The following is a 20,093-nucleotide window of genomic DNA, read 5'->3' as shown; positions in this document are numbered from 1 at the left end:
GTGGCGAGCATGCCGCCGGTGGAATGCCCCAGCAGGGTGGCTTTCTGGATGCCCAGCGCCTTGAGCAATTGCTGGGTGTTCGTCGCCAGTTGCTGGAAGCTGTACTGATAGTGCGCCGGTTTGCTGGAGGTGCAGAAGCCGATCTGGTCCGGCGCGATGACCCGATAGCCGGCGTCGCTGAGGGCTTTGATCGAGGTGTCCCAGGTCGCGCCGCAGAAATTCTTGCCGTGCATCAGCACCACGCTGCGGCCATTGGCCTTGCCGTGGGCGGCAACGTCCATGTAACCCATTTCCAGGGATTGGCCCTGGGATTCGAAGCCGAAGTGCTTGAGGGTGTACGGATACTCGAAACCCTGGAGTTGCGGGCCATATTCCGGCACGTCGGCGTGGGCGATGGCGGGCAGGGCGGCGGTCAGCAACAGGCCGGATAACCAGCAGGAGAAAGGGCGCGGCATGGGACAGCTCCATGGAAAATCCGCCCATGCTGGATCGGTTCGATTAGGGCGGCATTAAACACAGGCAATCGTTGCCGTTGAAGGTTCAACCCATCCAGCCCAGTGTCGCCAAGGCCAGCACGCCGTAGCGGGCACCTTTGGCCAAGGTGACGATCAGCAGGAAGCGCCCCAGTGGCTCGCGCATGACGCCGGCGACCAGCGTCAGCGGATCACCGATGACCGGCAGCCAACTGAGTAGCAATGACCAGTGGCCGTAGCGTTGGTAATGCAGGCGGGCTTTTTCCAGGTGCCGGGGGCTCACCGGAAACCAGCGCCGGTCGTGGAACCGCTCGATTCCGCGACCTAGCCACCAGTTGAGCAGCGACCCCAGGACATTGCCGAACGTTGCCACGGCCAGCAGTGCCCAGAGCCAGTACCGATCGCTGAGCAGCAGGCCCACCAGCACCGCTTCGGATTGCAACGGCAACAGCGAGGCGGCACCGAATGCCGCGAAAAACAGCCCGAGGTACGCACCGCCCATCAATGGGCGGGGTAGTCCGCAACCACCACATCAGTGCCGTCCTTTTTCAGGCCGATCACTTGATAGGCATCGCTCATGCCGTCCATTTCCATGCCGGGCGAACCCATTGGCATGCCTGGGGCCGCCACGCCCAGCAGGTCATCACGCTTGCTCAGGGCCAGCACCTGATCTGCCGGTACATGGCCTTCGACGAATTTGCCGTTGATCACGCCGGTGTGGCAGGACGCCAGGCGCGGTGGCACGCCATGTTGTTGCTTGAATTCGCTCATGTTGGCTTCGACATGGTCTTCAACCTTGAAACCGTTTTTTTCCAGGTGAGTGATCCATTTTTTGCAGCAGCCGCAATGGGCATCGCGATGGACCTCGATCGGGATCAGATCAGCGGCCTGGGCCAGGGAGGAAATGAACAGGGCGCTCAAGGCAGCCAGACGCAGGTGGGTTCGCATGACGGGATAGGTCTCGGATGGCGGGCAAAGGAGCGTATTTTGGCTTATTTGACCGGCCGTTCATTCGAGGTGTGTTTCAAATTGCTACAAGGCCGGACAGCCTGATTATCGTAGACCAGAGCTGTCAGGCAGATGAGGGGAACATGACAAGATTGTCAGCTGGACTGAAGCTAAAACTCTTCATGGGCTGTAACATGAGCCCCCGTTTGCAGCCCAAGCGGACACATTTTCAGGTTCAGGCTTACATTCAGGAAGTGCCAATGACTCAGTCGCAACGTTTGAAATACTCGATTCTGATCTCCCTGGTGGTGCTGGGGATCATGTTTGGCCTTTCGTATTTGCAGAACACCGGGGTCATCAGCGAAAAGCTGTTCCAGTACATCGCCATTGGCGTGGCGGTGGTCGTGGTCGTCATCAACGGCGTGATGCGCCGCAAGGTCAAGCCCTGAGCCGCAAGGCCCCAGGCCAGGCTTGATCAATCGCTGTGCAGCACGGCGGCGGCCCGCGGGTCCAGGCTGTAGCTTTTGTCCGCATTGAGGACAATCACGCCTTCGCTGCACAGCCGTTTCAACACTTCGCGCACACTCAGAAAGGACAGGGGAATATCCAGCTCCAGCAGGTGGCTGTGCACGCCGCGCACACCCAGGCTGCGATCATTTTCGGCAGCCGACAACAGGGCATCGATGACTTTCAGGCGAATCAGACTGGTTCGCAGGCCAAAGCTTTTTAGCAGGAAACGAATCCGCTCATTGCCGTGGCGTTCAGTACGCTGGTCGAAAACTTCAACCCCAATGGAGGTGCCCGTTGGCGCGTTGATACCGTCCGTTGGTATTTGCGAGTTGTACATTGCAAAACTCCTTTTCAGAGCCTGATCAGGAAAAATTGGGCGCTCTTACATAACAAGACGTATGAGTCACGCAAATCATGAAGACTTAGATGTAGAAATTTCGTCGTGATTGCGTGATCAGCCTGTCGGGCGCCTTTGAATCGCTGTTCAATCTCCTAAATTTTTGCCGTTTGCTTCGTCCCTAAAAGGATGCGCAGTGCGTGTCAGTACGCAGAACTGTGACCATCGTTTTTCGATCAGGAGCGAGTGTGATTATTTCCAGCCAGTTGACCAGGTTGAGCCTGGCGGGTTTGTTTCTGGGGCTGAGTCTTGCGGCGAATGCACGCGGCCAGGCTGAGCAGGCGAGTGCTGATATCCGTCGGACCAGTTTTGGCGTGCCGCACATTCGGGCCGAGAACGAGCGCGGGCTTGGGTATGGCATCGGCTATGCCTACGCTCAGGACAACCTGTGTTTGTTGGCCAATGAGATTGCCACGGTGAATGGTCAACGTTCCCGCTATTTCGGCCCCGATCAGTTTACGGTGGAAGAGCGTGAAAACCTGGTCAGCGATCTGTTTTTCAATTGGTTGAACACGCCTGAGGCCGTTGCCGGGTTCTGGCAGGCGCAAACCCCGCAAGTGCGTGAACTGGTGGAAGGCTATGTGGCCGGCTATAACCGTTCCCTCGCCGAGCGTCGGGCTCAGGGTTTGCCGGCGCAGTGCCAGGGTGACTGGGTGCGGGATATCACAGCCTCGGACCTGGTCAAGCTGACCCGTCGACTGTTGGTCGAAGGTGGCGTAGGGCAATTTGCCGAAGCGTTGGCGGGGGCGACACCGCCGGCTGCCGTCACCGCCCACGCCGACGATCAAGCGTCCTACCAACTGGCCGCCTCGCGCATGCAACGATTTGCCCTCGACCGGGGCAGCAATGCGGTGGCTGTGGGCAGCGATCGCTCCTTCAATGGCCGCGGCATGCTACTGGCCAACCCGCATTTTCCGTGGGTCGGCGCAATGCGCTTTTATCAGATGCATTTGACCATCCCCGGCAAGCTGGACGTGATGGGCGCCGCTCTACCGGGCCTGCCGCTGATCAACATCGGGTTCAACCAGCATCTGGCCTGGACCCATACCGTGGACTCGTCCAAGCATTTCACCCTGTATCGCCTGCAACTGGACCCAAAGGATTCGACCCGTTACTTGCTCGACGGCAAGTCGTTGCCCATGAGTAAGCAAACGCTGACGGTCGAGGTGAAGCAGCCGGACGGTTCGCTCAAAACGATTTCACGTCAGGTGTACAGCTCGCAATTCGGCCCGATCGTGCAGTGGCCCGGCAAACTCGATTGGGTCAATCAGTTCGCGTATAGCCTGCGCGATGCCAACCTGGAAAACGATCGGGTGTTGGCGCAGTGGTACGCGATGAATCGTGCCGGCAACCTTGAAGAATTTCAGGCCAGTGTCCACAAAATCCAAGGCATCCCGTGGGTCAATACACTGGCGGCGGACGACAAGGGGCAGACGCTGTACATGAACCTGTCGGTGGTGCCGAACGTGAGCGCCGAGAAGCTGGCGCAGTGCAGCGATCCGCGCATCGGCTTGCAGATGATCGTTCTGGATGGCTCCAACAGCGCTTGCGCCTGGGACATTGACCCGCAAGCCGCGCAAAAGGGTATTTATGCCGCGGATAAACTGCCGCAATTGCTGCGCAAGGACTTTGTGCAGCATTCCAACGATTCAGCGTGGATGGCCAATCCGGCACAACCTCTGACCGGTTATTCACCGCTGATCAGCCAGGACAGCCAGCCATTGGGCCTGCGTTCGCGATTTGCGCTTGATCGACTGAACACGTTAGCCAAGGGCGGCCCATTGGGCGCGGCAGACTTGCAACACATGGTGCTGGACGATCAGGTGTATCAGGCGGTGCAAGTGATGCCGGACCTGATGCAATTTTGCGCGGACGATCTTGGCAGTGATGCGAGATCGTTGGCGCCGCTGTGTGCCAGCCTCAAGGCCTGGGATCGCAAGGCGAATCTGGACAGTGGTTTGGGTTTCGTACATTTCCAGAATGTCATGGAGCCTCTGGAGCAGGCACCGGATGTGTGGCGCGTGGCGTTCGATCCGAAAGACCCGCAGCACACGCCACGCGGGCTGGCGATCGATCGCCCAGAGGTGGCCCAAGCGCTACGCCAGGCAATGCTGGCCTCGGTAGAGCAGGTCAATGCAGCAGGGTTGAAGAAGGACAGCCGTTGGGGCGATATCCAGGTGGTCAGCAATGGCGGCCAGCAGACGCCCATTCACGGTGGGCCGGGGACCTTGGGCGTCTATAACGCTATCCAGAGCGTGCCGCGCACCGACGGCAAACGCGAAGTGGTCAGCGGCACCAGTTACTTGCAGGTCGTGACCTTCGATGAACAGGGGCCGCAGGCCAAGGGGCTGCTGGCGTTTTCGCTGTCCAGTGATCCGTCCTCGAAGTATTCACGGGACCAGACCCTGGCATTCTCGCAGAAACAATTGAGTGTGCTGCCGTTCACCGAGCAACAGATCAAGGCCGATCCGCAGTACCAGGCTCAAACCATTCGCGAGCAGGATGAAAAGGCCGGGAAGGTGGCCGCACAGTAAACAGGCGAGGATTTATGCAAGAACGAAGGCCGCACCCGCAAGGGGCGCGGCCTTTCAGCTTTTCGGGGGTTGCTTGGGGATGGAGTTGAGGACCGGGTTGCCCTCTTTGTTGCGCGTCAGATACACCGGCAGCACCTTGGGCAAGGATGTCACCAGGGTATTGAGTTCCTTGATGTTGTAGATGCCACCGATGCGGATGGCGCCAGTGCTGTTATCGGCGACCATCAACGGTGTTTCCAGATAACGGTTGATCAGTGGCAGTGCATCGCTGAGTGCCAGGTCATCGAGTACCAGTTTGCCGTTGAGCCAGGCCAGCGAGTTGTCGTTGTCGTAGGTCTGGCTGATCCGCGGTATGAGATCACCATGGCGATAGCTCGCCTGCATCGATGGGCCGAGCCTCAAGCCGTCCCCCGGCAGGTCATCATTGCTGCTGACCAGCACCGAACCTTCAATCAGGTTCACCTTCACCTGATCTTCATACATCCAGACGTTGAACCTGGTGCCAGTGACCCGAACCTTGCCCTCGGCCGCCTTGACGATGAACGGGTGGCTGGTGTCGTGGGCAACGCTGAAGAAGGCTTCGCCTTTGTTCAGGGTGACCCGGCGGTGATCCTTGTAGTTGCTGTACGTCAGCTCGGTGCCCAGGTTCAGTTCGACCTTGCTGCCGTCATTCAACGTGACCTGGCGAACATTTCTGCTCGCCTCGAAATGCTGGTACGAATTGGGCAGCCATCCCAGGCTCCAGCCGCTGTAGGCGGCCAGGGGCAGTGCCAGTGCGCACACGGCAGCCGCCATGCCAAAGGTGCGCCAAGGTGTGCGCAGCTTTGCAGGCACAATGGGCACGACAACGGGCATGTCAACGTTCATGACCTCGGATTCGTGACGCGGCAAGTCACCGGCGACATCCCAGATTTCCAGCATGGCCTCGTATTCGAGCGCGTGGAGCGGGTGAGTATCCAGCCACTGCTCGAACGCCAGGCGCTCCTGCGCAGTGCAGTCATCGGCGTGCAAACGCATGCACCAGTGTGCTGCGGCATCGGTGATGGCGTCGAATTCGGCTTGTGAGAGAGAGTGGTCGGTCATTGACTCATCCTGATTTCCGCCATTCTAACCTTGAGGGCAGTCTGCGAGAACATCCGTCATGGCATTTTCCCATCAACCTGTACTTATTTTTCGGTGAACTCTGTGCGGTAGGTCACCGGCGAGCAGTATCCCTATCCGACGTGAAAAATTGATCAAAAAAATCACTATGCCCCCCATAGCGCTGGTGAGATTGCGCAGCGTCGAAACCCTGCGCATCCGCCTTCGGTTTTAGGGGGCCGGCACCACGGCAACCGGATCCAGTTGGCGGCCCATCTCGGCTACCAGAAACGCAATCGAGTCGGCATTACGCAAGATGGTGTTGATTCTCACGTCTGCGTTCAGCGGATCAAGGAACGCGGCTCGCGCCTCGGCCATGGTGGCGCAGCCCGTGATTTTTAGAATTTCCTTACCTATGTGACGTGTGTTGGTTAAAGCGTCGAGGTCCATCCAGACATTGAGCCCTCCATGCCAGCGTGTAAAAAGCTCTTGTGGTGGCGTCGCCACAGACAATGCGGTGCGTTGAAAGTCCAACTGGCTTTGTTTCATGGCCCTGGCATAGGGAATCAAGGTCGCGATGAGATCGGCGAATGGGCGTCGGGCTTCGAGTGAAGCAATGTCCACCGTATTGGAAAACTGGTGCGAAAACTCGTGAATCAGCGTGGAAGCCTGGCTATGGGCGTCAACATCGAACGTTTCGGTCAGGCAGGACTTGTACCAATCAAGTTGCTGGTCGAAAAACTTCTCGGTGAAATGCACGAGTTTTCTCTCATCCTTTTCTACGACGAATGCAATTAAATTAGCATTTGGGTGCTTGTTGGAACCGACGATAAAGCGCTCGGTATTCATCAAGTCTTCGTCAGGGTCGACCAGCGCATTGCACACAGGAACGATGGCATTCTTGATTTTTTCGATGAGCTGCGAGTTGACAGTGGCGACACCAAAAAAGCTTTTGAAGAAGTTATCCAGACGTGTGCCGGGTACAAGATGTCGGGCCTGCGCCAGATTGTGCAGGCTGTTGAAGGCATAGAAACGTGCCAGGTCGATTGCTTGCACGATCTGCTGAGCCTTGGCCGGATGCAAGGCGCGGATTTGCTCCATGCCTCTGGCTTCAATATTCAAAACCCGGTTCACTTCCTCGCCGATTGCAAACGCGTTGTGCATCTTGGACATAGCTTTTCCGTAGTGCACGGTATGCAAGTCCGGATCGATCACCATTTGTTCGGTCGGTGATCGCAATAGGGAAGGCCCTTCCTGTTCATCATTGAACAGCGTCCACACTGCACCGGGTTTAGTGACGCGGTAGACCTTTCCGGCGACATGGGCGAATTGATTTTTACTGACCGGGTCGAGGTATATCTCGTCTACCGGGTCCTTGGTCAGATCTTTCAACGCGACGGTCGGCGCCTCGAAAGGCTGTTGTAGTGTGCGTATCGGCGCTGTCGGCTTTATTTGCGACCACAGTGGTGCGCTCGGGACGTTCGCCACAGGTGCGGAATCGTCAGGCACTGATGCAGATTCAGACTCAACGGAGCTTTCAAGGGATAGGCGCCCCAACGAGATCAACTGTGCGGCACCGGCGATAAATTCCTTTAATGCCCGCTTCCAGTGGTGATCCTGCAGGGCCTCGGCGGAGGCCTTGGCGTCTTTGTAGCTTTGCCACAGAAACTGCGCGCACGCCAGTTTGCCCGGCAACAGGCCGGTGATGAAGTTGATGCCAGAACTGAACAGGTTTTTGGCCGCGTCCCAGTTCGATTGCGCCGCAGGCTTGGACTGACTGGTCAGCAGGTGCTTGAGCAGCCGGGTGTTGTCGTCGAACAATCGGGTCATCAGGTTGCCGTCCACGGGGGCGGAGGCCAGGGTGAATTCGCTGGGTTTTCCGATGGTGGACTGGAACAGGTTACGGAACACCGACTGTTGATCCTCCGGCAGGCGTTGAATTAACAGATCCTGCAACGGCCCGGGCGTGTTGATGGCGGCAATCAGTTTGGCTTCGTTGTCGAATTCAGTGAAAAGCAATCCGGTGTGATAGGGCGCGTAGAGCACCAGTGGACCGTGTTGCCCGGCACCAGGCCCGATCAGGTACAGCCCGAGCGCGGTAACGGCCGCGGCGCCTGTTGTCTTGATCAATGCCAAAGGACGAACAATGGCGTGGGCACCTTGCACCGCTGCGCGTGCGATGGCGTCCGGCATGTCCAAAACTTGCTGGATCAAGTCGAATGCCGCCCTGGAAAGCCGTTGTTGCAGATACAGTTCGTGAGCATGTTGCATCAGTTGCCAGGGCAATTGTTGTACATAGCGCAAGCGTCGACGATTGGCCTCGTCACTGCTCCCGGACAATTTGTCGACTATTTTTTTGGCGAAACCTTCTTGAATGTCCAATGACAACAAGAGCTTTTGGACAGCACTTTGGTCCAGACCGGCCGGCAGCGCCGTGGTGGTTTTCGAACGGACGCTGAATCCTGAGCCCTGGGCAATGTTCACATGATTGAGCGCAAACTCGGTCAGGCTGAGCGGTGGTCCGGCCAGGGCCAGATCGGGGATGACTTCAATGTCGTCCGGGTCAAGGGTGGTGCCGATGAAACGCTTGCCCAACAATGTCGTCAGCGTGTCATGTACGTGTGAAGTCAGGGTTGGCAGGTCGCTGAGGTAGTCTTTGTCATTGCTGACATTGTTGCGATATTGCTCCAGCAGTTCGATGTGTTGTTGCTGGTCTTCGACAGGCGCCAGACCGAGCCAGGCAGGCAAGGAGTGCTGCCTGGTGATTGCCTGGGCAAGCTGCGTGGCCCGCCCCAGATTGGTGTCGATCACGGTTTGGGTAAGTTTTTTCAACGCGTCGTTTTTTTGTGCATCGGTGAGATTCAGTGAGCGAACGCGTTCGCAGGCTGCCAGAAAATGCTCGATGGCCGATTGCATCAGCCTTTGTAAAACATTGCCTTCGATCAGCCGCAATGCACCCAACGAGTAACGTTGGTGAAACTGTCGCTGTATGGGGCTCAGGTTTTCCAGCAATAGCAGACGTTTGCGAGGGTCCCGCAAGCGCCCTCTGAGTTCCTGCTTTGCGCTGTCGATGTTTATGAAGGCTTCAAAGCCCGTTGCCGGCGTCCATAGCAGGGCTCGCCCCGAATGCTGGATGTCGAGTCCGCCGCGTTCTGTCAGCACAAAGCAACTGGCCAACGGCAGGACATCCATCTGAGCGGAGCGCTCTAGAGCCAGCGAGTAAACGTCGGGCCGGAATCCGTTAAGTGCATGGCGACTGTTGCGATCCGGTTGGTCAGGGTTGAACACCGTGTCGACAATTGCCCGGTCGCCTTCGCGCATTGTCGATCCCAGAACCCGCAGGCGCGCCTCCCCACGAATGCCGACGGAAAAGGCGTGCGCCAGCTTCGCCTCCCTGTTCTGCAGATAGACCCGTTGCAGTGCCAATGAGGTGATAGGTTGAGCGGTGAACTCGGCTTTGAGCAATGATTCGACATCCCTGAACGTCTTCACGGAAGCGGCGGCGGTATCAGCAAGAACCAACGATGGTTGCTGTCTGCCTGACAACACGGGCCGGGTACTCCAGCGTCCTGCGGCTCGCAGTGCCAGCAACCGCTCGCCGATCATTGAGCGCACATCCAGAGCCTTGTCGAACAGGGCGTGAATGTTCACGGCCTCATCGCTGAAACGCAGTAACTGAAGAACGTATTCGAGGTTCTGTTGCTGTTTGACGATGATGGCTTCAAACAGGTTTTTGAAGATCGACCCCGATATGACTTCACCGGTGACATGGGGTTGATCGAAGCCTGTGAAGCGGTTGCGCTCGTCCAGGCTCAGCAGTCCGTAAAGTTCATCTTCGTGCCCACTGACACTGAATTTACTCAACAGGGTGTCTTTCAAATCCTGATAGTCCTTGAGCACCTGTAGCCCTTGGGTGGGGGTGTAGAGACAGGCGTTTGTATGGCTGACCATCAACGAGCCTGCCAATTCGACATAGTTGGCCGGGTATTCCGACAAACGCACAGTTTCCAGAGTGGGAGGGTGAGCCATGCTGGAAACCGGCTCAATCAGCGTGTTCAAGACAGCACTTTGCTCAGGGCTGATGATCTCGGCTTCACGCTTTAGCAGAATTTCTGCCCGCGCTTGCTCACGAATGGCGCGGGCAAAGAACTCCCGTCGTGATGCACCGTCGGCGCTTGGCCCGCTCCAGAACTGCTCCAGTTGCGTGGACAGCAGGCTGATCAGTTTTGTTGACGCAGTTTTGACGGCGGCTTCCCAGTTTTGCTGATCAATACTTGCAGCGGCTCTTTGCGGATGGGAAAACTGTGGATGCTGATCAGTCGGCCAGCGCTGATCGCGGTAATACAACAACACCGCAGCGCTCAATGACATGGATTTGATCCAGCGTCGGGCGGGGTTGGCATCCTGACTGGACGTCGTTGCATAGAAGTTGACTTGGGTCTTGCTTTGATCAAGCTGCGCAAACTTCGGCCTGAGCAATTCACTCAGTACGGTATCAAGCAGCGAAGTAAGCGGCGGCAGCGCAGTCAGCTCATCGATCATTGCCTGCTCGTTCAGGTGCAGGTTCGCGCTGATGGCAGAGCTCTGATCGGTGAAAACCTCACCGTCGATTGTCTGATACGTCACTTTGATGTGGCTGGCTTGTGCCAGTGCCTTGCGGCGGGCAAGTGACATGAAGGCGAGCAGGTTGTCTTCCTCCGTTGCGTCCTTCAATCGCTGGACCAACTGTTCGGTCAACGCAGTGCGACTGTAGTACTTCTGAATACCGGCGTAAGGGGTGTAAACAATCACCCCGTCGGACTCCGGAGTAGGGCTCAACACAAAGCTGCCGGCCAGCGGCACCGGTTCCTGATCGGTGATGCCGACCAGGATTCTTTCGGCGAGCATGGGCGGGCTCTGTTGACTGCGCAAAGTCTGAGTGGCGAGTTCGATGTTTTTCAGCCATTCAAAAATCTTTTGCGTCAGTCCGTGGACTTTGCCCAGTTCAGCCCATAGGCCGGGGGAGTTCAGGGCTTTGGGGAAAAAAAGCGCAGCATGGGGTGTAGACATGATCAAGTCTCGAGCGAGGCACGGCGCAGAACGCCAATGGATGGAGCGTCGAGGTTAAAAGTCGCTGCCAATACACAGGTGGTAGATAGTTAACGCACGGGCGGTTGTTACTCGTGCACACAGGCATGATCGAAGGGTTGACAGGTCACTCGTCTCGCGTTGTTAATCGGCGGTCTACGTACGCTGTTGCCCCCTCCAATAATTAGTCTGGAGCTTCAGATGTCTGCGCCACACGATCATGTGTCTACTGCTGTCTCGCAAAACCTGTCCGTCGAAGAGCTGACGGCATTGCTTGAGAAGATTTTCCTGCGCCATGGCACTTCAGCCGACGTCGCACGGGTCCTGGCGCAAAACTGCGCCGGGGCCGAACGCGATGGCGCGCACAGTCATGGGGTGTTTCGCATTCCCGGTTATGTTTCGACCTTGCAGAGCGGCTGGGTAAACGGCAAGGCCGTGCCGGTGGTCGAGGATGTCGCCTCCGGTTTTGTTCGGGTCGATGCCGGGAACGGTTTTGCGCAACCGGCCCTCGCGGCCGCTCGGGCGTTGCTGGTGGAAAAGGCGCGCAGTGCCGGTATCGCGGTGCTCGCCATCCGTAATTCTCATCATTTCGCCGCGCTCTGGCCGGACGTTGAGCCCTTTGCCTACGAAGGACTGGTGGCCCTGAGCGTGGTCAACAGCATGACCTGCGTGGTGCCTCACGGTGCTGATCGGCCGCTGTTCGGCACTAACCCCATCGCGTTTGCCGCGCCTCGTGCCGACGGCGATCCCATTGTTTTCGACCTGGCCACCAGCGCCATTGCCCATGGCGATGTGCAGATCGCCGCGCGCAAAGGCGAGCGCTTGCCGCCGGGCATGGGTGTGGACGGCCTCGGCCAGCCAACCCAGGATCCGAAAGCGATCCTCGAAGGCGGCGCCTTGCTGCCGTTTGGTGGGCACAAGGGTTCGGCGTTGTCGATGATGGTGGAACTGTTGGCCGCGGCGCTGACCGGGGGCAATTTTTCTTTCGAGTTCGACTGGAACAATCACCCTGGCGCAAAGACACCGTGGACCGGTCAACTGCTGATCGTCATCGACCCGAGCAAAGCGGCCGGGCAAAGTTTTGCCCAGCGCAGCCAGGAGCTGGTGCGGCAGATGCATGGCGTGGGGCTTAAACGTTTGCCGGGTGATCGTCGCCATGACCAGCGGGCCAAATCGTTGAAAGCCGGGATCGAGCTGGATGCTGCGACGTTGGCGAGTTTGCGGGAATTGGCGGGGTAATTGCGCTGTGTAGGAGCCGTGTAGGGGCTGTCGAGTGCAACGAGGCTGCGATCTTTAGATCTTAAAAAGGCAACATCAAAAGATCGCAGCCTTCGGCAGCTCCTACAGGGGATTGCATCTCATTGTTGAGTTATTAGCGCCGCCCCAGCAACAACCCCACCACAAGACCAAAACCGGCGGATACCGCCACGGTTTGCCATGGATGACCGCCGATGTAGGTTTCGGTGGCTTCGACCGCAGGCAAGGAACGGTCGCGCACACGGGTTACAGAGCTGCGGGCCTGCTGGAGTTTCTGGGCAATCTGCCCACGGAGTGTTTCCGCTTCCTCGCCAACCAGCGAGGCGCTGCTGTTCAGTAGTTTTTCCGACTCGTCGATCAGCGACTGAAGCTCGCTGAAGACTTGGTCCTTGATTTGATCTTCGGCAGCTTGTGCGGGGGTTTTCCGGGCCATTGAAGTACTCCTTGCAGATGAGTGAACAGTGAACAATGGAGTGTGCTGCGATTGAAAAAGTTGCAGCAATTTCCCGCCTCGGATCAATCCTGAGGAAATCCAGCGCAGGACGTTTCGTCCTACAGTGTAAGATGTCGCCAATTTTACGCAGCAGGAAATTCCCATGAGCTTCAATCTGGCCGATAAATCCCTTGCCGAGCGCGCGGCGCTTGAAGACGAAAAATCCCGTCTGTTCGAGCTCTGGCAAACCAATCTGGGCAAGGCCAAGGGCGAAGCAGCGCGCTTGTTCGGCGAACGCGCCAAGCGCAAAGGCAAGTGGGCCGAGTGGGTTCGCGCCGAGCTGGACGGTATGTCGCCGCCGGAGTATTCGAACATGGTGCGCAGTGAAGTGAATCGTCTGATGGCGGCCAGCAAATAAGCCGCTACGCAAAACAGGCGACAATCGCCTCGCGCACTTTCAGCACCACCGGATCGAGCTGGGTGCTGGTACGCCAGCCCAATTCGATCGGGTAGCGCGGCAGCGCCAGAGGGCAGGGCAGCACGGCCAATCCACTGAGTGCCGCGATGCCCATGGCCGCATGACCCGGAATGGTCGCCACCGCCTGGCTGCCCTTGAGCAAATAGGGCAGCGCCGCAAAATGGGTGGTCGAGGCGCACACGCGGCGACTCAACCCCAACGCCGCCAGCCCTTCATCGGTGATGCCGATAAAACCACCCGATGACACCAGAATGTGCTCACGGGCGACAAACTCCTCAAGACTGATGCTGTGCTGGCCCGGGCTCAGACTCTGCGGGTCAGCCAAACACAGATAATCACCTTCTCCCAACACCTGACGGCTGAGCAGACGTTCGGCGAAACCACCGGCGGTGATCGCTAGGTCGATGCTGCGCTCCATCAAGGCCTGGGCGACGATCTGGCTGTGGGTCTGGCGAAATATCAAACGCAGCTTCGGCGCCCTGAGTGTGATTTCTTCGATCAACCGCCGCCCGTAAGCAATCTCGAAATCATCCGACAGGCCGACACTGACCGAGCGCCCTTCGTAATGACTGGCCTTTGGGTCGACCATCGCCAGGCTTTGCCGGCACTTGTTGAGCGCATCACTGACCACCGGTTTGAGCTGATTGGCCTTGAGCGTCGGCGCAAGGCCACGACCGGTGCGCACAAACAGTTGATCGCCATACACCTCGCGCAATCGACGCAGGGCTGCGCTGACCGCCGATTGTGTGACGCCAAGGCGCAACGCCGCCCGGCTGGCGCTGGATTCTTCGTGCAGGGCTTCGAAGACTTTCAACAGGTTGAGATCGACGGTAGCGATATTCATTTGGCTCATATCATTCAGCAGTGTATGGGGCTTTATTCATGATCCAGTGCCGCCGGAGAATCAGCAACACCTGATGCGAACGGAGTAACTGCGATGCCCAAGTCCATTGTTGCTGCACTGCAAATCGGCGCCTTGCCCGGCGGTAAAGCCCAGACCCTGGAACAGATACTGTCCTATGAAAACGCGATCATCGAATCCGGCGCTGCGCTGGTGGTCATGCCTGAAGCGTTGCTCGGCGGGTATCCAAAGGGTGAAGGGTTTGGCACGCAATTGGGTTACCGCCTGCCAGAGGGCCGTGAAGCCTTTGCCCGTTATTTCGCCAATGCCATCGACGTACCCGGAGCGGAAACCGACGCCCTGGCCGGACTGGCGGCACGCACCGGCGCGAATCTGGTGATCGGCGTCATCGAGCGGGCCGGCAGCACGCTGTATTGCACGGTGTTGTATTTCGATCCGCAGGCCGGGTTGATCGGCAAGCATCGCAAGTTGATGCCCACCGGCACCGAGCGGTTGATTTGGGGCAAGGGTGATGGATCGACGTTGCCGGTGATCGACAGCCAGGTCGGACGGCTCGGCGCGGTGGTGTGTTGGGAAAACATGATGCCGTTACTGCGCACGGCGATGTATGCCAAAGGCGTAGAGGTATGGTGCGCACCGACGGTGGACGAGCGTGAGATGTGGCAGGTCAGCATGCGTCATATCGCCCATGAGGGGCGCTGCTTTGTCGTCAGCGCCTGTCAGGTCCAGGACTCGCCGCAGGCCTTGGGTGTGGAAATTGCCAACTGGCCGGCGGATCGGCCGTTGATTGCCGGTGGCAGCGTGATCGTCGGGCCGATGGGCGACGTTCTGGCCGGGCCGCTGCGTGATGGCCCTGGGTTGCTGACTGCTGAGATCGACACGGACGATCTGGTCAAGGCCCGCTATGACTATGATGTCGTCGGGCACTACGCGCGCCCGGACGTGTTTGAGTTGAGCGTGGATGAACGTGCTAAACCGGGCGTGCGCTTCAACAGTTAATCACTGTGGTAGCGGGCTTGCTCGCGAAGGGGCCGAGCCGCCGACCGCTCGTCCATGAGCAATATTTGGCGGCTCTAGTGTGCGACCACGCTCAATGTGAGGGGTTCGCAGTCGTCTGCGGATTCTCCATGACCTGCAGGATCGACGCCTCAGGATCGAAATCGTCCTCCTCCAGCTCGATGAATTCTTCCGGCAGGAAGATGTTCAGCACAATCGCGCACAACGCACCGACGGTGATCGGCGATTCGAAAATGTTGTGCAGCGCCTTGGGTAGTTCACGCAAGACTTCCGGCACGGCGGCCACGCCCAGCCCCATGCCGATGGAAATCGCCACGATCAACATGTTGCGTCGATGCAGGCCCGCTTCGGCAAGTATCTTGATCCCGGCCACGGCGACGGTGCCGAACATCACCAGCTCAGCGCCACCGAGCACGGGTTTGGGCATCAGTTGCAGCACGGCGCCAATCATCGGGAACAGACCCAGCACCACCAACAGACCGGCAATGAAAAACGCTACGTAACGGCTGGCCACGCCGGTGAGCTGAATCACCCCGTTATTCTGGGCGAAGGTCACCATTGGCATGCTGTTGAACACCGCGGCCATGGCCGAGTTGAGGCCGTCGGCCAGCAACCCGGATTTGATTCGGCGGATGTAAACCGGGCCTTTGACCGGCTGCCGGGAAATCATCGAGTTCGCCGTCAGGTCACCGGCAGCTTCCAGCGGCGACACCAGGAAAATCACCGCCACCGGGACGAACGCCACCCAGTCGAAGGAGAAACCATACTTGAACGGCACCGGCACACTCATCAACGGCACGGAGGGCAGGCTGGCGAAATCGACCTGGCCCATAGACCAGGCGACGACATAGCCAAGCGTCAGGCCGATGACAATGGCGCCAAGGCGCAGGAACGGCACGTCCACCCGGTTCAGCACCACGATGGTGCCGAGCACCAGCGCGGCCAGGCCCAGATGGCTTGCTGCACCCAGGTCTGGAGCACCAAAGCCGCCTGCAATATCGGTCATGGCGACCTTGATCAACGACAAGCCCATGAGCGTGATGATCGTGCCGGTCACGACCGGGGTGATCAACATGCGCAGCTTGCCGATGAACTGACTCAACACCACTTCAATGAAGGCGGCGAAGAAGCACACGCCGAAGATCGTCGAGAGGATTTCATCGGTGCCGCCGCCCCGGGCCTTGACCATGAAGCCGGCACTGAGGATCACGCTGATGAACGAGAAACTGGTGCCTTGCAGGCAAAGTAGCCCCGAACCGATCGGCCCGAAGCGCCGCGCCTGAACGAAGGTACCCAGGCCCGAGACGAACAGCGCCATGCTGATCAGGTAAGGGATTTCGCTTTGCAGGCCCAGGGCGCTGCCCATGATCAACGTCGGTGTAATGATGCCGACGAAACTGGCCAAGACGTGTTGCAGGGCGGCGAACACGGTGGCCGTCAGGTGAGGGCGATCGTTGAGGCCGTAGATCAGGTCGTTGTGACGCGGGGCTTTTTCAGGGAAAGTCATGGTGATTGCGTGCCGGGAGGCGGGCCGGGTCAGAAAATGGAGGCGCAGGATGCCAGAAAGACCATTTTGAGGCGAGCGGTGAGCCCTGTCCCGGCACAATCCCTGTGGGAGCTAGCCTGCTAGCGATAGAGTCTTTACCTTCAAAGAAGATGTTGAATGTGCCGCCGTCATCGCTAGCAGGCTAGCTCCCACAAAGCTTTCACTGGATTCACGCAAACGCCGCCAACAAATCCTCCTCGAATGCCCTCTGCGCATCCCCCGGCACCTGCGCCCGATGCCGGGCCAGGTGAAAGCCCACCTCGAAACTCATGCCTTCACGCTGCACCTCCCGCAGCAAACCCTTGTCCACCCAGCCACGGGCAAAGTGCTCCGGCAGGTAGCCGATGTGCTTGCCGGACAGAATAAAGGCGAGGGTGCCTTCGACCTGTTCAGCCCGCGCCGAACACAACTTGCCCTGAAAGGGTTCATCGCTGCGCAGGAAGCGGTAGGGGTGATCGACCCGGTCGCAGGCCTGGAGCACCAGATCATCCGGCGCCTCATCAGTGAAGAGCGGATGGCCCTCGGCGCAATACAGATGCTGGGTTTCAGTAAAAAGCTCTCGGTAGTCAAAGGCGCTTTGGATCTGCGAGAAATACCCGATGGCCAGGTCCAGCCGCTGCTGCAACAGTAACCGCTCCATTTCGCCGGGCATTGCACTCATCAGCTCGATGCGCACCGATTCGTCGCGCTCGCGAAAACGCCGGATTGCCTCGGCCACCCGTTGCAGTACCGATCGATCCAGTGCCTCGGACAGCCCCAGGCGCACCTCGCCGATCAGGCGTCCAGCCACGCCGTTGGATTGATGGCGGAAGGCTTCGATGGACTCAAACAGGCTGCGAGTGGCGCTGAGCAGTTGCTCACCCTTGGGCGTGACGTTGAAGCCACCCTTGCCACGACTGCACAGCCGATAGCCGAGACGGGTCTCCAGTTTGGCCATTTGCTGGCTGATGCTCGACTGGCTCAAGCCCAGTTCACCCTGGGCGGCGCTGAAACCACCGCACTCCACCACGCTGACGAACAGGCGCAGCAATTGAAGGTCCACGTCGTGGAGTTGACCGAGCATCAAGCATTACTCCTTGCTAATGTCAGGTTAATAAACGTGATATTTCACCAATGTATCTGACGATGCATCCTGCAACCACTTCCAATGGTCAGGTGTTCGTCATGGCTCCCTCATTCAAGCTGTGTTTATCCGCGCTGTTCCTAGCGATGGCCGCCTCGGCCAACGCCGAGGAAAAAGTCATCAACCTCTACAGTTGGGCCGACTACGTGGCACCTGAAACCCTGCAGCGTTTCGAGCAGGAAACCGGCATCAAGGTGCGCTACGACACCTTCGATGCGCCGGAAGTACTGGAAACCAAGCTGCTGACCGGCGGCAGCGGCTATGACGTGGTGGTGCCGTCATCCAGTGTGCTGGCCCGAGGCCTGGCGGCAGGGGCGTTGCAAGCCATTCCCCATGAAGGCCTAAAGGGTTACGCGAACCTTGATCCTGACCTGCTGGAAAAACTCGCCGCGGTCGATCCCGGCAACCGCTACGGTGTGCCTTACACCTGGGGCACCCTTGGGTTGGGGATGAATGTCGAGGCGGTGCAAAAACGCCTGCCGGACGTGCCACTCAACAGCCTGGACCTGCTGTTCAAGCCCGAGTACGCCAGCAAGCTCAAGGATTGCGGGATTGCGATCATTGACTCACCGCAAGAAGTAATTGGCCTCGCACTGCACTATCTGGGCAAGGATCCCTACAGCACCAACAAGGACGATCTGGAGGCGGCCCAGGCCTTGCTCCATCAATTGCAGCCTTCAGTGCTGTACGTCGCCAGCGGCCGGCAGATCAATGACCTGGCCAACGGCAGTGTCTGCCTGGCACTGGCCTACAACGGCGATGCCAGCATGGCCGCCGATCAGGCGCGCAAGGCCAACAAGCCATTCGAAATCGCTTACCGGATTCCCAAGGAAGGCACGATTGTCTGGCAGGACAACCTGGCGATTCCCAAGGATGCGCCGCACCCCGAAGCCGCGCGCCAGTTCATCGAATTCATGTTGCGCCCCGAATCCGTCGCGGCGTTGACCAATACCTTGTTCTTCGCCACCGCTAACCAGGCTGCCACGCCGCTGGTGGATGAAGCGGTGCGAACCGACCCGGACATCTACCCACCCGCCGATATTCGTGACCGGCTCTATGCCGACCGCAGCATGAGCCTCAAGGACATGCGTCAGCGCACCCGCGTGTGGACCACTTTCCGTAGCCGCCAACAATAAGAAGGAGCCCTCAATGGACGTCCCAATGCTGAACGACCAAGCCCTGACCCGTGACAGCCTGTACGGAACCGCCGCCGAAAGCACCTATGCCGGCATCACCAGTTTCATGCGTCGTCGCTACAGTCGCGATCTGCGCGGCGTCGACGTTGCGGTCAGTGGCGTGCCGTTCGACACCGCCACCAGTAACCGCCCCGGCGCACGTTTTGGCCCGCGTGGCATTCGTGCCGCATCCACCGGGATTGCCTGGGAGCGTCACTGGCCTTGGACGTTCGACCCGTTCGATCATCTGGCGGTGGTCGACTTCGGCGATTGCGACTTCGACTACGGTTCGCCGCAAGCCACGCCGGAATGCATCGAGGCCCACGCCGAGCACATCCTCAACGCTGGCACTGCGATGCTGACCTTCGGTGGCGATCACTTCATCACGTATCCGTTGCTCAAGGCTCACGCCCGTAAACACGGTCCGTTGTCGTTGATTCACTTCGATGCTCACAGCGATACCTGGCCGGACGAGGAGGGCAAGCGCATCGATCACGGCACCATGTTCTGGCATGCGGCCAAGGAAGGATTGGTCGATCCGTCGCGCTCCGTGCAGATCGGTCTACGCACCACCAACGACGACCATCAAGGCTTTGAAGTATTGGATGCGCGGCAGGTGCATCGGCGTGGAGTCGATTCGATTGTCGAGGCGATTCGGGCACGGGTCGGTGACCATCCGGTGTACCTGACTTTCGACATCGATTGCCTCGACCCGGCATTCGCGCCGGGCACCGGAACCCCGGTATGCGGTGGCTTGAGCACCGTGCAGGCGCTGGAAATCCTCGGCGGGTTGCGCGGGATCAACCTGGTGGGCATGGATGTGGTGGAAGTGGCCCCGGCCTACGACAGCGCGGACATCACCTCACTGGCAGCGGCGACGCTGGCGATGGAAATGCTGTGCCTGTATGCGGCCAAACATAAGGTTGACCGGTAAAAGGTGCGAGGCCGTACCCAAAATCCGTGTCCGCCGAAGATCAACTGTAGGAGCGTGGCTTGCCCTAATGCCAGTCAGTTAAGGCATTTGTAGGAGCGAGCTTGCTCGCGAAAAAAAACTTAAGGACGCCGCGTTCATTCAGAATTTCCGCGTTATCGTTAACGTTTTTCGCGAGCAAGCTCGCTCCTACAGTTGACCTTCATCGCTTAACTGACTGGCATTATGGCTTGCCCGCGAAAGCGGCGTGTCAGGCACCATG

General features: G+C 58.7%; 17 protein-coding genes. 7 read left to right on the top strand and 10 right to left on the bottom strand.

The window, feature by feature from the left end:
- The 3 genes from ACRESJ_RS29490 to ACRESJ_RS29480 form a co-directional block, all read right to left on the bottom strand.
- A partial coding sequence (locus ACRESJ_RS29490; RefSeq protein ID WP_431761033.1) for an alpha/beta fold hydrolase occupies positions 1-455 on the bottom strand: 455 nt, incomplete at its 3' end.
- An 85-nt stretch (positions 456-540) separates the two neighbouring features.
- Positions 541-975, bottom strand: a complete 435-nt coding sequence (locus ACRESJ_RS29485) for a YqaA family protein (protein ID WP_431761032.1) — start codon at positions 973-975, stop codon at positions 541-543.
- The gene (locus ACRESJ_RS29480; protein ID WP_431761031.1) at positions 975-1,421 is read right to left on the bottom strand and encodes a DUF411 domain-containing protein; all 447 of its coding nucleotides are present in this window, start codon (positions 1,419-1,421) and stop codon (positions 975-977) included. The genes ACRESJ_RS29485 and ACRESJ_RS29480 overlap by 1 nt, the downstream gene beginning before the upstream one ends.
- A gap of 260 nt (positions 1,422-1,681) precedes the next feature.
- On the opposite strand from ACRESJ_RS29480, the gene ACRESJ_RS29475 reads away from it, so the two are divergent.
- A complete protein-coding gene (locus ACRESJ_RS29475) occupies positions 1,682-1,870 on the top strand; it encodes a hypothetical protein (protein WP_130907255.1) in 189 nt (62 codons plus the stop codon).
- 26 nt (positions 1,871-1,896) lie between these two features.
- On the opposite strand, the gene ACRESJ_RS29470 is transcribed toward ACRESJ_RS29475, so the two are convergent.
- Positions 1,897-2,268 carry a fe2+ zn2+ uptake regulation protein gene (locus ACRESJ_RS29470; protein ID WP_431761030.1) on the bottom strand — a complete coding sequence of 124 codons (372 nt, stop codon included), beginning with the start codon at positions 2,266-2,268 and terminating at the stop codon, positions 1,897-1,899.
- Between the two features lie 248 nt (positions 2,269-2,516).
- Between ACRESJ_RS29470 and ACRESJ_RS29465 the strand changes: the two genes are divergently transcribed.
- Entirely contained in the window at positions 2,517-4,862 is a 2,346-nt protein-coding gene (locus ACRESJ_RS29465) for an acylase (protein WP_431761029.1), read from the top strand.
- 54 nt (positions 4,863-4,916) lie between these two features.
- Here ACRESJ_RS29465 and ACRESJ_RS29460 read toward each other — a convergent pair whose 3' ends face one another.
- Positions 4,917-5,945 (bottom strand): FecR family protein, encoded by a 1,029-nt coding sequence (locus tag ACRESJ_RS29460; protein ID WP_431761028.1) that lies wholly within the window; start codon positions 5,943-5,945, stop codon positions 4,917-4,919.
- A 228-nt stretch (positions 5,946-6,173) separates the two neighbouring features.
- Complete coding sequence (locus ACRESJ_RS29455) at positions 6,174-10,991, bottom strand: dermonecrotic toxin domain-containing protein (protein WP_431761027.1); 4,818 nt, start codon at positions 10,989-10,991, stop codon at positions 6,174-6,176.
- A 219-nt stretch (positions 10,992-11,210) separates the two neighbouring features.
- Between ACRESJ_RS29455 and ACRESJ_RS29450 the strand changes: the two genes are divergently transcribed.
- Complete coding sequence (locus tag ACRESJ_RS29450; protein WP_431761026.1) at positions 11,211-12,248, top strand: Ldh family oxidoreductase; 1,038 nt, start codon at positions 11,211-11,213, stop codon at positions 12,246-12,248.
- A 133-nt stretch (positions 12,249-12,381) separates the two neighbouring features.
- Here ACRESJ_RS29450 and ACRESJ_RS29445 read toward each other — a convergent pair whose 3' ends face one another.
- Positions 12,382-12,699, bottom strand: coding sequence for a DUF883 family protein (locus ACRESJ_RS29445; protein WP_431761025.1), 318 nt, complete (start codon positions 12,697-12,699; stop codon positions 12,382-12,384).
- A gap of 163 nt (positions 12,700-12,862) precedes the next feature.
- Between ACRESJ_RS29445 and ACRESJ_RS29440 the strand changes: the two genes are divergently transcribed.
- On the top strand, positions 12,863-13,117 hold the full coding sequence (locus ACRESJ_RS29440) for a hypothetical protein (RefSeq protein WP_431761024.1): 255 nt from the start codon (positions 12,863-12,865) through the stop codon (positions 13,115-13,117).
- A gap of 4 nt (positions 13,118-13,121) precedes the next feature.
- On the opposite strand, the gene ACRESJ_RS29435 is transcribed toward ACRESJ_RS29440, so the two are convergent.
- Complete coding sequence (locus ACRESJ_RS29435; RefSeq protein WP_431761023.1) at positions 13,122-14,030, bottom strand: LysR family transcriptional regulator; 909 nt, start codon at positions 14,028-14,030, stop codon at positions 13,122-13,124.
- A gap of 84 nt (positions 14,031-14,114) precedes the next feature.
- Here ACRESJ_RS29435 and ACRESJ_RS29430 point away from each other — a divergent pair, with 84 nt between their 5' ends.
- Positions 14,115-15,038: a carbon-nitrogen hydrolase family protein gene (locus ACRESJ_RS29430; RefSeq protein ID WP_431761022.1), complete on the top strand. Its 924-nt coding sequence runs from the start codon at positions 14,115-14,117 to the stop codon at positions 15,036-15,038.
- Positions 15,039-15,129: 91 nt separating this feature from the next.
- Here ACRESJ_RS29430 and ACRESJ_RS29425 read toward each other — a convergent pair whose 3' ends face one another.
- Both ACRESJ_RS29425 and ACRESJ_RS29420 read right to left on the bottom strand, forming a co-directional pair.
- Complete coding sequence (locus ACRESJ_RS29425) at positions 15,130-16,563, bottom strand: nucleobase:cation symporter-2 family protein (protein ID WP_431761021.1); 1,434 nt, start codon at positions 16,561-16,563, stop codon at positions 15,130-15,132.
- Between the two features lie 208 nt (positions 16,564-16,771).
- A complete protein-coding gene (locus tag ACRESJ_RS29420; protein WP_431761020.1) occupies positions 16,772-17,665 on the bottom strand; it encodes a LysR family transcriptional regulator in 894 nt (297 codons plus the stop codon).
- Positions 17,666-17,766: 101 nt separating this feature from the next.
- Between ACRESJ_RS29420 and ACRESJ_RS29415 the strand changes: the two genes are divergently transcribed.
- On the top strand, positions 17,767-18,861 hold the full coding sequence (locus ACRESJ_RS29415; protein ID WP_431761019.1) for a polyamine ABC transporter substrate-binding protein: 1,095 nt from the start codon (positions 17,767-17,769) through the stop codon (positions 18,859-18,861).
- 13 nt (positions 18,862-18,874) lie between these two features.
- On the top strand, positions 18,875-19,834 hold the full coding sequence (gene speB / locus ACRESJ_RS29410) for an agmatinase (RefSeq protein WP_431761018.1): 960 nt from the start codon (positions 18,875-18,877) through the stop codon (positions 19,832-19,834).
- The last annotated feature ends 259 nt before the right edge of the window (positions 19,835-20,093 follow it).

Source organism: Pseudomonas sp., from assembly GCF_050739655.1.
In the GTDB taxonomy this organism is placed as follows: domain Bacteria; phylum Pseudomonadota; class Gammaproteobacteria; order Pseudomonadales; family Pseudomonadaceae; genus Aquipseudomonas.
This window is presented reverse-complemented; position numbering and strand designations above follow the sequence as displayed.